A 12374-nucleotide genomic window follows, 5' to 3' on the forward strand; every position below is an offset into this window, starting at 1 on the left:
TCGAAAGGTATGAATCCGCCGGCTGAAAACCCTCCCCCTTCGCGTAGGCAAGGAACGCCGCGATGCCCTCGCTGTAGAGCATGGTGATGAACGGGTATTCCCGGAAATCGAGCGTTTCCCCGAGATCGTCATGATGTATCGCGAGCCCGCTGCATAATCCGGGGATATAGTTGCCGAAAAGGTCGAAGTGAAAATGCCCCGTCGATGCGAGCTCGCTGCACGGCTTGCTCTCGAGTATCTCATCGAGACCGTGCTGTGCGAACACGTCCTTATACGTGTCCACTGCGCGCCCGCGCATGGTGATGCGGTAGCGCGAGGGTATATCCCTGAGATAGTTCCTGCCGAATTTTGCCGCGTACTCCTCTATGCGATGCGGCTTGCTTTCGTCGAGCGCGCTCACGTTCGGGTAGAATTCGCGCATCCACGGGAACACGGCGACGTCGGCACGTTCGCAGGCGCCGATGACGCCCTTCACCTTGCGGAACGGGATGAATTCATTATGGAACGGGCTTATCGATATGAGGAGCGTCGTAAGCCCGTGCTTCTTCAACGCCGAGAGCGTACGCGCCGCGCTTTCCTCGTCGTGGAACCACGATGAATTCGTCTCGACGTATTCCACGGTTATGCCGCGTTCATGAGCGGTCTTGAGCACTTCTTCGAGCGCGGAGATATTGAGGAACGGTTCGCCGCCGCCGATATGTATCGATGCTATATGGAGCGAGCGCATCGTTCGGAACAACGCTTCCGCCGTCTCTCTGGTGATATATTCTTTTTCCCATCGCGGTGACGATCCGTAGAGACAATGACGGCATGCGGACGAGCACTGATAGTTGGTGATAAGCCCGCCCGAGGAAAGTTCCGCGATCGTGAGCGACTTCAACGCCTCTGCTCCATGGCGATGAACGCCCCGAGGAGCGCCCATACGAAGCTCCCGCCGGTGACGGCAAAGAGCGTGTAATCGCTCATGCCCTGAAGGAGAACGGCGATGATGCCGGCATAGATCGCCGCGCATACGGCGAATTCCCTTCGCCCGCGGGAGAAGAGCGTCCTCAGGAACGAGGATCCCTTGATGAACACTGCCGCAAAGAACGCGATGACGGCGAGGAGCGCCGGCATACCGTAGGCGACGGCTATCTCTATCGCATTATTGTGCGCGTGAAAATAGTAGCCGTCCATGCCTTTCGCGACATAGTCCCGGCCGGCTGCCGTCCCTTCATAGAAATAATACTTCCAGAGGCCGTTGCCGATGCCGAAGAACGGGCGCTCGGAGATGAGCTCGCCCGCGCCGCGCCAGAAATGCGCGCGCTGTGAAACACCGATATGGCGGTTGGACATCACCTGCTCGATCTTCTGCTGCAGCGGTGTGTCGAGAAGCCGGTTCTGGAACATGAACATGAGCACTATCGCCGCGAGGAGAACAGCGAACACGGTGAAAAGCGCGATGCGGCGCGGTGCGATGGCGATGACAAGCGCCACGAACAGTATGGGAAATACGATGAACGATGTTGTGGAGAAGAGGCAGCCGATGACGACGATGTTCATCGCGAGGAGTGCCGACCAGAAGATACGCGCCCCGGTACGGCGGACGAAGGCGGCAATGCCGAGATTGATGAGCGTAACGGCGGGCCAGAAATGGACATTGGACATGACCGGATGGAAAAGCCCCCCGGAGCGCTCATGGGTGATGATGAAATCGCGTATTATCACGCCCCCGTTCACCGCCATGGCGGCGAACAGCACCAGGATGAGCGGGGCATCCCTTCGGATGTCGAACATGGCGGCGAAGGATATGAACAGGAGGAAGAACGCCAGCATGCCCGGGAAACGCCCCCAGCTGTGCGCCGCATGCGGCCCGAACGAGGCGATGACGGACGATATGATGATGAAGAGGAAGAAGAGCGAGGCGGTGATGATGCGGATATCCCGCAGCGGCACCGACGCGCGACGGCGTATGAGCGCGATGAGGAACGACACGATGATGATGCCTTTGCCGATCTCGATGACCGAGGTGGAGATGGGAAGCCCCGCGCAAAGCACGATGAAGCCGAACTGGAACAGCAGTCGTTCCTGCGCCTCAAGGCAGTATGTTCGAACACGTGCAGCAATAGCCATCGCTCTATCCTGTTATGAGAAGTCTTTGAGGTGCCCGAAGAACACCTTCCGGAACGCCCGGTAGTAATATGCGATGTCGTCGGCGTCGCGCAACGACAATAATTTATGAAGAAGGAATCGCGGATGAAAGCTCAGCGAGTAGAGCTCCTGCACGGCACGCTTTATCGCAGCCGCATCCATCTTGCCGGTCATGATCGGTTCGCGCATGTCATACCGTTCCCAGTCCCGCGTGACAAGGATATCGGCGCGGTCGCATTCGTCGAAGAGGGGCGTGCCCGGGTACGGGATGACGATGGTCGCCTGCATGGTATGCGCATAGCCTTTTATCATGAGCTCGCGGGAAAGCGCTATCGTGCGTGCCACGTCGTCCTCGTTCTCCCACGGATAGCCGAACATGACGGTGATATGCGGCGAAAGCCCCGCGCGTTTCGCATCGCGGCAGGAGGCGAGGATATCACTGACCGAGAGGCGTTTTACCACGCGGTCGAGCGTCGCCTGATTGGCCGACTCAAGCCCGAACAGTATGAAGCGGAAGCCTGCCTTGCGCATGTGGCGGTATTCGTCATAGGTAAGCGCCCCGAATCGCATATTGCAGTCGATGGTGACGCGGCGGTTGAGCTTCCTCCGTATCAGTTCATCGCAGAAATTGTGGAGCCAGCTCCCGATGGGGAAACAACCCGTATCGTCCATCACCTCGCGGATATGGAAGCGTGTGACGAGGGATTCTATCTCATCGACGACATGGTCAACGGCGCGTACGCGGAAATTGGGGAAGAGCGTCGTCCAGGAGCAGAACGTGCAGGCATGGTGCCAGCAGTCGCGCCCGGACATGATATAGGTGCCCGGCAGGCGCTTATAATTGCCGTTGGCGTATGCGTATTGCTTCCAGTTCGTAAGTTCACGATCGATGACCGGCGCGGCATTGAGATCATGCGAAAGCGTGAAATGGCCGCTCGATACGACGGCGCCTTTGTCACGGTAATAGATGCCCGGCTCAAGCGCGGTGCCGTCAGCGATATGATCGACGAGGTTGGCGAGGAGGAAATCGAAATCGCCGCCGGTGAGGACATAGTCCACCGACGAACGTTCCATGGATTCCATCGGGAGCGCGGTTACATGGTCACCGGCGAGCACGGTGATGATGCTCTTATGCCGGTTCTTGAGCGAATCGATGACGTCCCAGTAGTAGCGTATCACCGGTGTCTTCGCCTCGAAGAGAACGAGGTCGGGCTTTTTCGCGTCGATGAAATCGAGCCATTGCATGACGGTCAATCGCTCGGCCACCGCATCCTTGAAAATGACATCGTATCCCTTTTCCTTGAGCATGGTGGCGGCCGTCGCGGGTATGACGGGATAGATGTACGTCGGCGAATTGAACCACTGGAACTGCCGGTTCTGCGAGACGAGGGGTATGCCCTTGTTGCTTTCGATGGGAGGGAATCCCACCATTATCGTGCGTATCGTTCCCATACCGTTATCGTGCGTCCATCGGGCTTACAGTATCCGCCATACGATGAGGTAGTACATCACCGGCAGCGAGAAGATAACACTGTCAAAACGATCGAGCACGCCGCCGTGGCCCGGGATGATGTTCCCCGAATCCTTCGCCGCGAACGCGCGTTTGATGAGGCTCTCGCCCATATCGCCGATGAAGCCGACGAACACGAACAGGAGCGATACGAGTATTATCTTCACATCGGAGAACGCGTATCGTTCGCCGAACGCGAAGGTGAGCGCACCGAGCTGCACGAGCTTATTGAGCCCGAAGATGATGGCCGTGGTGATGACGAACGCGGCAATGAGCCCCTCGATCGATTTGTTGGGCGATACGCTGTCCTTGAGCTTGTGCTTACCGAAGCGCGAGCCGAAATAGTAGGCGACCGCATCCGCTATCCACACGATGGCGATGGGGAGGACGAGATAATATTTTCCGTGTTCGAGCATGCGCAGCGCCGTCATCTGCCAGACGAAGAAACCCGCGTAGATGGATGCGAACACCGCCATGACAATGGCGAGCCCCGTGGCGCGGTCGTATTTCGAGCGGAAGATGTTCACGAGGAAAAGTATCGCCACAAGCCCGCCGATGACGGCCATTTCCGGTTTTCGTATCGCTTCGCTGAACGTCCCGCTCTTTATGATGTCAAGCGACATGTTCCCGAGCGAGAGATGCATGCCCGTATCGAGCATGACCCAGCCGGAGCGCACGACGATATACGCAGCGACGAGATAGAGCTCCGTGATGATGAGCGTTACCGGTTCGCGCTTGACGAGATCTGCCATGACGAAAAGTTCGTAGATGCCGATCATCGAAATACCGATCGTCCCGATATGGAGGAGCGGAAGGAACATATCGTGGAACATGGCGACGAGAAATATCGGCAGAAGTATTATCGCCGGCAGTATGCGTTTCATGCGTGCATTGTACGGTGATGATGATGAAAATGCAATGGCGGCGGTCAGCGCGATGCGTGCAGCACCTGGTTCTCCGCGAACGGGAACTGGATATGGAAGATCGATCCCTCACTCGACGATGTCGCCCAGATACGCCCGCCGTGGCGCACGGCCACTTTCTTGCAGATGGCAAGACCGATGCCTGTACCCGAATACTCCCGGGACACGAGGCGCCGAAAAACGGAGAAAATGGAATCCGCCTGCGATTGATCGAAGCCGATGCCGTTATCGCGCACGGTGACATGCCAGCCGTCGTCCTCGCGTGCCGCCGACAGTGCGATGGCGAGCGGTTCTCGGGAACGGAATTTGAGGGCATTATCGATGAGGTTCTGAAAGAGCTGCGAAAGCTGCACCGCATCGCCCTGAATGACGGGGAGCGTATCGATCGAAATGCCCGTGCTGCTCTCGTCGATGCGCTGGCGCATGCCCGTGATGACCGATGCGACGATGTCGTTCAGATCGACCGCGGTGAACGCCTGCCCGCGGTTGCCGGTACGCGCATAGGAGACGAGGGCATCGACGAGTTTCTGCATGCGGTCCGCTTCCTCGACGATGGCGCGTATGTACGTCTGCGCTTTATCATCGACGAGGGACTCGAAGCGTTTCTGGAAGAGGAGCGCGAAACTCGATGCGGTGCGCAGCGGCTCCTTCAGGTCATGAGAGACTATCGATACGAATTCCTTAAGCTCCTGGTTCGAGTGCACGAGCTCGTCGGCGTATGAGTGCAGCGCCGCCTCGGCGCGTTTTATCGCGTACAGATGCCCCACGTTCGCCGCGTAGAGCGTGAGCGTGCTCAAGTCGTGCTCGTTGAACGGCGTACCGGTGAGAAGATTATCGATGCACATGGCGCCGATGATGCGCCCCCCGTCGATGATCGGTGCGACGGCGTTCTCACCCTTGCCGACGGCGCTCCCGGTATCGTCCCTGAGCGCGGTGTCCGCGGCGTGCACGCTCTTCCCTTCGCGGAGCATGCGTGAGGGAAGATCCTCGCTCAGCATGGCGACGCGTTTGTCGCGTTCATCGCGCACGGCACCCGCCTCATCGATGCCGAACGTGCCGGTCATCGCCGTAGTATCGTCGGTGAACAGCCACACCGAGATGCGCGGGAAACCGAGCACGTTCTTACCGCCGTCGATGACATGCCGGATAAAATCATCGAACGAGGGCTTGCGTGCGAGTTCATTGATGAGGGCATTGAGCGCGGTGAGCCGTGCGGTGAGTTCCCGTTCCTTCCGTTCGCGCTCCGCGAGCGTATCCATCATCCGCTCACGTTTGCGTATCTCGTCAAGGCCGAGGGCTACCGCTTCATCGAGTCTCTTGACCGCCACATGGACCGTGGTGAGCGCGATCATGAGCGAGAAAAGGAACATGAAAAGCGACGGTATCGCCGGGACGGGAAATATCCGGGGAAAGACGATGCCGTACATCCCGAGCGCGATGATGACGCTGAGCACGATGAGGATGGCGCCCGATGCGATGAGGCTCGCGCGCGTGCCGAAGAGCAGCCGTACGAACACCACCAATGCGACATAGTGGGATATGTTGGCCCCGGACATGCCGCCGGAAAGGATGACGACGCCGGTGATATAGATCCCGGTCGCGGCGGTGAATACGAGGCATGCGGCCATGACATGCCCTCGTTTCATGAGCGAGTAGGACGTTATCTCGACGACAAGGATCACCCCGATGACGACCGCGCTCGGTATTTTCGCGGGGAACACGAAAATAAGGGCGAATACTGAAATGATTATGACCGGGATGAACATGGCGATGAGAGGCATGAGCAGACCCGCCTGCCGGGTGCGCTCATGATCGCCGGGAAATGTCGGTGGTGCAGCGAGGGAAATGATGCGGCGAAGAACGGAGTGTGTCGCGCCTTTCATTGCGGGGATTATACGTCGGTGTTCTTCATCTGTCAATTTTCGCGCTTTGCTTTTTTGGCATGGCCGGTGTATAGTGCCGATACGGAGCCCACAGTGCCGACACTTGGCGTCAATATCGATCATGTCGCGACGATACGCGAAGCACGCAGGACGAACGAACCCGATCCGGTGCATGCTGCCGCGCTCTCGGAGCTCGGCGGTGCGGACGGGATAACCGTGCACCTGCGCGAGGACAAGCGGCACATACAGCCGCGCGATGTGAAGCTCCTCCGCGAGACGGTGAAGACGAAGCTCAACCTTGAAATGAGCGTCGCCGATGTCGTCGTCGATGCGGCCGTGAAGATAAAGCCCGATATGGCCACGCTTGTTCCCGAAAAACGCGAGGAGGTCACCACCGAGGGCGGGCTCGATCTCGCGGCGAATTTCGATGTGCTGAAGACCGTGACCGAACTCCTCATGAAGAACGGCATACCGGTATCGCTCTTCATCGATCCGGACATGGAGATGATGAAGCTCGCAAAGAAACTCGCGGTCACCTATGTGGAACTCCATACGGGAAGCTATGCGAACGCGAAGGGCGATGCGTTCCGTGCCGAGCTCAGGAAGCTCGTCGATGCTGCCGCGTGGGGCAATGCCAACGGCATCATCGTCAATATGGGACACGGCATCAACTATAAGAACATCATCCCGCTCCTCGCGGTACCGCGCATCAACGAGTACAACATCGGCCATGCGATAATATCGCGCGCGGTCTTCACCGGCATCGAACGCGCGGTACACGACATGTGCGACGTCATCGAGAATTACAGGATAGACTGATGGACCCGCGCTGTGCCGAGATACGCGTCCGCTACGCCGACACCGATCAGATGGGCGTGACCTATTACGCGAACTATCTCGTGTGGATGGAGGTCGGGCGTACCGAGTATCTGCGCAACATCGGCATTACCTATCGCGATCTGGAGACCGTCGAGGGGATAATACTCCCGGTCAAGGAAGCGTTCATCGACTATAAGGCGTCCGCGCATTATGACGACATCGTCGTCGTGCGCTCCACCATCGACGAGTTCACGCGTGCACATATGAAGATATCCTATGAGCTCAGACTGAAGGATGACGGCAAGCTCCTTGCGACCGGCTACACCGTGCATCCGTTCCTTAACCGCGAGAAGAAGATAACCCGCATACCGGTCGCGTTGTTCGAAAAGATACAGGGGGCAATGGGATGATGAGTTTTCTAATGGGACTGCTCAAGGGCCTGCCGGTGGCCGAGGCGATTCGCACCGGCGTCAATGTCATTGCCGGCATGTTCGGCCAGAAATTCAGCGAGGAAGAACGCAAGCGCCTTGCCGCTGCCATCGATGAGAAAGTAGCGCATCGGCTTGCCGAGGAACGCGCCGTCGTCACGGAAGAGCTCCGGGCGCTTCGCACCGTCGTCCGCGCGCTCGTCATCCTCGTCGTCATACTCGTGCTTGCCGTCCTTGCCATTGCGGTGAAACTGTTCTTCCTGAAATGAACCGCGGAGAGCGCATCCGTTCGATAGGCATCATGCATCCGGATTGTGCCGCACGTGGCGGGGCGGAGAACGTCATTTTCTGGGAATGCGACGAGCTTCACCGCCGCGGCATCGCGGTGAGCGTATACAGCAGATCGTTCCCCGCCGATATCCCGAAGTCGCTCACACCGGTGTACGCGCCCATCGGATTGAAGCTCCTTTCCTGGCCGGCATCGGCGACACAGCTGGGCAATGCGCTTTCTGTCCACGATGCGGTCATTCTCCATAATTTCCCCGCTGCCATGCATTACGGCTTCGCCGCGGATAATGCCCGAAAGCACGGACGCCCGATCCCAAAAGCGATATGGTACTGCCATGAACCCAAGCGCCCGTATTACGGCGATAATGCCGCGCACTGCAAGGTGCTCGAAGAAAAGCGAAAGCGCTCGCTGCGTCTGGATGAGATGAACACGGTGCGCCTCGATAAAAAAGGCGTTGCACAGGTGTCATCCATCGTGGCGAACAGCGGGAAATCGGCTCAACACGCCGCCGCCGTCTATGGCCGCGATGTCGGTGTGGTCTATCCGGGCATTCCCGATTCCATGCTCGCAGGAAAGAACGCGGAGCGAGAGCGCCGTTTCATCTTCGTAAGCCGTCTCTTCGCGCTCAAGAACGTGTTCACGCCGCTCATCGCGTTCCGCGAATTCATCGCGCGCAACCCGCGGTCGAAGGAAACGTTCGCCTTTGTCGGCGACGGACCGGAGCGCGAGAATATCCGCTCGCTCGCTCGCTCGCTTAACATCGCGGACCGTGTAGAGGTGAAAGGCTATGTGAACAACGCCGAACTCGATACGCTCATCGCAACATCGCTTGCCGTCGTGTCCGTGCCGCGCACGGAGCCGTTCGGTCTCCTTACGCTCGAGGCATGGGCGCGCCGTACGCCGCTTATCCTGTCCGCGGACGCCGGTTCAGCGGAGATTGCCACGCACGGCGAGAACGCGATCATCGTCGACCCCGACAATCCATTGTCGATAGCATGGGCAATGGAGCGCATCGCCTCCCCGTCATATGCCCGCTCGCTCGGTGAGAACGGGTATCGGACGCTCATTCATAGATATATGATACGGCATCATGTGGATGGATTGCTCGCGCGTCTTCGGCACTAATGCAGCGGCAGTATCACGGTAACGATCATCCTTCCGTCTTTCTGCTCCACCAGAACGTGCCCGCCGTGATCGAGCACGGCTTTTTTCGCGCACATGAGCGCGAGTCCCGCGCCGCGGCGCTTGCCGTAGACGAAGAGCGGCGTGAACATCTTCGACAGATTATCGTCCGTCGCATTGCCCGCGGCGCTGATGACGAACGAGAAGGCATCGTCGGTCGCGCGGCATTCCACGGACACATCACCCGCGCCTGCAAGGACACGGATGATGGCGGAAAGCGAACGTTCGATGAGCGATGCATCGACATCGATATCGACCGCCGGCACGTCCGCGATGGACGTGTTCACCGGGGCGCTGTGTTTGACCAGATCGATGATGTGCGGGACGCTGATGGGCCGCTTGACCAGCGGTGACGATTCCCGGAAACAGGCGCTGTCCGCCGCCATCTGATTGATCGTCTCTATCTGCTGCGAGAGCACGAGGGATATCTCTTTCAGTTTTTCTTTCGACACATCACCTTCTTTCAGGGCGAGCATATCGATATACCCTTTGATGATGGAGAGCGGCGAGCGAAGATCATGGAAGATGATCGCTGCTATTTCACCGGCGGCGGTCAGGCGGGTATGCTCACGTTTCAATTCGTCGTCGGTCATGGTCCCCTCCCGGGGGTCAGCTTCCGGAAAAACGCCGGTAGGCGGCACGGAGTTCCTCGGCCTTTTCCTCAGGCGCCGTGGGATTGCACGCCGCCCATGCCCCTGTTTCGGACGAGGCGTTGAATTTCTGTTTTGTATCCGAGCGCATCGGCGGGAAGAATTCGATGTGAAAATGCCAATGGGCCGAATAATTGCCGCCGTCCACCGGTGCATTATAAAGGCACATCATGTAGGGGAAGGGCTTCCCGAAAAGAGCGTCGAGCGTCCCCGATGCGTTCCTGAGCGTTTCGGCGAACGCTGTCGCTTCCTCCGCGGTGAAGTCGGTGATGTTCTCTACGTGCCGTTTCGCCTGTATCGCGATGCCGTAGGGATAATCGGTGTAGAACGGGAGATAGGTGACGAAGTGCTCGTTCGCGAAGATCACGCGCCGTCCGTCGGCGACCTCTTCTTTCAGAAGATCGCAGAAAATGCATCGCTTGCTCGTATCGTGATATGCCTTCGCATTGTCGAGTTTCCGCTGTATGCGGAGCGGCACCCAGGAATAGCCGTATATCTGACCGTGCGGATGCGGCATGGTCACGCCGACCACCTCGCCGCGGTTCTCGAAAAGGAAGACATACTTTATCTGATCCTCTTTGGAAAGCGCTAGGAAACGCTCCTGCCAAAGCGCCACGAGTTTTTCGATATGCGATACCGAAAGCTCCGGAAGCGTGATGGTGTGTTCCGGTGAATAGAGTATCACTTCACATTTGCCGGCGGCAGGCGCGGTGCGCAAGAGTTCACCGCGTGCGACATCGTCGGGTTTCGGCGGCGTGAGCATGAGCGCGGGAAAATCGTTGTCGTATTCGAGCACATCGTACATCGGCACGTTCTTCCCGTCGCCCGGGCAGAAAGGGCACCAGTTCTTCGGCATCTGCGGGCGGTTCTGCCGGTGGCTCGCGATCATGACCCAGTCGCCGATGAGGGGATTGTAACGAAGTTCTGCCATACGATGCTCCTTACTCGGTGCGTGCGCCGAAGCGCCGCTCGCGTTTTTGATAATCGGCAACAGCCGAAATGAATTCCCTGCCGGTGAAGTCGGGCCAGAGCGTTTCGGTTACCCACAGTTCCGCATACGCTATCTGATACAGAAGGAAATTGCTCAAGCGCCACTCGCCCGATGTGCGGATGAGGAGATCAGGGTCCGGGTCACGGTGCGTATCCAGATGCAGAGATATCGTCTCCTCGGTGATGGCGTTCGGCGCAAGCGTTCCGGCAGCTGCTTTCTCTGCGATGGAGCGGACCGCACGCACGATCTCATCGCGCGAACCGTAATTGAGCGCCACATTCACGGTGAGTTTTGTATTATCCTTCGAGCGTTCCTCGGCGTCACGCACGGTCTTCTGCGTTCGTTCGGGGAGCCCCTTCATATCGCCGATCTGACGTATGCGTACGCCTTTATCGATCGCTTCGCGTATCTTCGTCCTGAAGAATTCATCGAGGAGCATCATGAGGAATTCGACTTCCTGCTTCGGACGCTTCCAATTCTCAGTGGAGAACGCGTAGAGCGTTATCGTGCCGATGCCGGCATGCCCCGCCGCATCGACTATCTCGAGAACGCGTTCGCTCCCGGCGCGATGACCCTCGGTATGCCGTTTGCCGTGAAGCTTCGCCCAACGGCCGTTGCCGTCCATGATGAGGGCGACATGCCTGGGTATCCGGGTCTCGTCCAGTTCTATCCCATCAATTATCATGTGTTCTGTTATGCGAATGCCCGCGCTATACCGCGGAAAGTTCTTTCTCTTTGCCGAGCGAAAGCTCATCGATCTTTCTGATGTAATCGTCGGTCGTCTTCTGTATCGCATCGAGCTGCTTTTTCGATTCGTCCTCGGAGATATCCTTCGCCTTCAGCTTATTCTTTATCACTTCGTTCTCGTCGCGACGTATATTACGTACGGCGACCTTCGATTCCTCAGCGCGTGTACGGACGGTCTTCTTGAGCTCTTCGCGCCGCTCCTGTGTGAGCGAGGGCACCTGTATGCGGATGACATTGCCGTCGGATGTGGGTGAAAACCCAAGGTCGCCTTTGATGATGCCTTTTTCGACGGCCTGCATGAGGCCTTTATCCCACGGCTGCACGAGTATCGATTTCGCGTCCGGCGTGGTGACGGTGGCCACCTGATTGAGCGGCATAAGCTGGCCGTACGCGTCGACCTTCACCCCGTCGAGAATGGCCGCGGTGGCGCGCCCGGTACGCACGGTCTTTAATTCGTTGTGGAAATTGCCGAGCGCCTTTTCCATACGGTCTTTCATGGCAGCGGACATATCGAACTCCTCTCAACCGAACTCACGCGGACGCCTGCGCGTACACGCGTACCACGGCAGTATACCGTACGCATGCTTTTTCTTCAAGAAGCGCAGGACCCCGCGCCGAAAAACATTTCGCCGTCGATATTACGCGGTCTTTTTGCCTTTGCGCTGCTTGCGTGATTTGCCGAAACTTTTACGCCATATCTTCCCGCGTCGCGTGCGGCGGTCGCCTTTGCCCATGATGAACTCCTCGATCGATTCAATGAATAGCGGATACACTCTATCATGTTTTCAACTGCAATTCAATGGCATGTTCCGGCAGTACGGT

Annotated in this window: 14 protein-coding genes; 4 read left to right on the forward strand and 10 right to left on the reverse strand. The window is 58.0% G+C overall.

The annotated features are described in order from the left end of the window. From AABZ39_06390 to AABZ39_06410, 5 genes are all read right to left on the reverse strand, one after another. Positions 1-922: radical SAM protein (locus AABZ39_06390; protein MEK6794385.1), on the reverse strand; the 922-nt coding region annotated here is incomplete at its 3' end. Next, positions 877-2112 carry an O-antigen ligase family protein gene (locus tag AABZ39_06395; protein MEK6794386.1) on the reverse strand — a complete coding sequence of 412 codons (1236 nt, stop codon included), beginning with the start codon at positions 2110-2112 and terminating at the stop codon, positions 877-879. The genes AABZ39_06390 and AABZ39_06395, both read right to left, overlap by 46 nt. A gap of 12 nt (positions 2113-2124) precedes the next feature. After that, positions 2125-3582 (reverse strand): radical SAM protein, encoded by a 1458-nt coding sequence (locus AABZ39_06400; GenBank protein MEK6794387.1) that lies wholly within the window; start codon positions 3580-3582, stop codon positions 2125-2127. A 24-nt stretch (positions 3583-3606) separates the two neighbouring features. Beyond that, positions 3607-4524: a phosphatidate cytidylyltransferase gene (locus AABZ39_06405; protein MEK6794388.1), complete on the reverse strand. Its 918-nt coding sequence runs from the start codon at positions 4522-4524 to the stop codon at positions 3607-3609. A 44-nt stretch (positions 4525-4568) separates the two neighbouring features. After that, positions 4569-6446 carry an ATP-binding protein gene (locus AABZ39_06410; GenBank protein ID MEK6794389.1) on the reverse strand — a complete coding sequence of 626 codons (1878 nt, stop codon included), beginning with the start codon at positions 6444-6446 and terminating at the stop codon, positions 4569-4571. A 93-nt stretch (positions 6447-6539) separates the two neighbouring features. On the opposite strand from AABZ39_06410, the gene AABZ39_06415 reads away from it, so the two are divergent. The 4 genes from AABZ39_06415 to AABZ39_06430 are packed head-to-tail and all read left to right on the forward strand — an operon-like array spanning position 6540 to position 9107. Beyond that, on the forward strand, positions 6540-7265 hold the full coding sequence (locus AABZ39_06415) for a pyridoxine 5'-phosphate synthase (protein MEK6794390.1): 726 nt from the start codon (positions 6540-6542) through the stop codon (positions 7263-7265). Next, complete coding sequence (locus AABZ39_06420; protein MEK6794391.1) at positions 7265-7675, forward strand: thioesterase family protein; 411 nt, start codon at positions 7265-7267, stop codon at positions 7673-7675. Before AABZ39_06415 ends, AABZ39_06420 begins: the two co-directional genes overlap by 1 nt. Positions 7676-7686: 11 nt before the next feature. Beyond that, on the forward strand, positions 7687-7962 hold the full coding sequence (locus AABZ39_06425; protein MEK6794392.1) for a hypothetical protein: 276 nt from the start codon (positions 7687-7689) through the stop codon (positions 7960-7962). Then, entirely contained in the window at positions 7959-9107 is a 1149-nt protein-coding gene (locus AABZ39_06430; GenBank protein MEK6794393.1) for a glycosyltransferase family 4 protein, read from the forward strand. The genes AABZ39_06425 and AABZ39_06430 overlap by 4 nt, the downstream gene beginning before the upstream one ends. Here AABZ39_06430 and AABZ39_06435 read toward each other — a convergent pair. The 5 genes from AABZ39_06435 to AABZ39_06455 form a co-directional block, all read right to left on the reverse strand. After that, positions 9104-9757, reverse strand: a complete 654-nt coding sequence (locus AABZ39_06435; protein MEK6794394.1) for an ATP-binding protein — start codon at positions 9755-9757, stop codon at positions 9104-9106. The genes AABZ39_06430 and AABZ39_06435 overlap by 4 nt on opposite strands. 16 nt (positions 9758-9773) lie before the next feature. Beyond that, entirely contained in the window at positions 9774-10745 is a 972-nt protein-coding gene (galT, locus tag AABZ39_06440) for a galactose-1-phosphate uridylyltransferase (GenBank protein ID MEK6794395.1), read from the reverse strand. Between the two features lie 10 nt (positions 10746-10755). Continuing rightward, the gene (locus AABZ39_06445) at positions 10756-11490 is read right to left on the reverse strand and encodes an isoprenyl transferase (GenBank protein ID MEK6794396.1); all 735 of its coding nucleotides are present in this window, start codon (positions 11488-11490) and stop codon (positions 10756-10758) included. 25 nt (positions 11491-11515) lie between these two features. After that, entirely contained in the window at positions 11516-12061 is a 546-nt protein-coding gene (frr, locus tag AABZ39_06450; protein ID MEK6794397.1) for a ribosome recycling factor, read from the reverse strand. 129 nt (positions 12062-12190) lie between these two features. Further along, complete coding sequence (locus tag AABZ39_06455; protein MEK6794398.1) at positions 12191-12286, reverse strand: 30S ribosomal protein THX; 96 nt, start codon at positions 12284-12286, stop codon at positions 12191-12193. Positions 12287-12374: the final 88 nt, after the last annotated feature.

The organism is Spirochaetota bacterium (assembly GCA_038043445.1).
Taxonomy (GTDB): domain Bacteria; phylum Spirochaetota; class Brachyspiria; order Brachyspirales; family JACRPF01; genus JBBTBY01.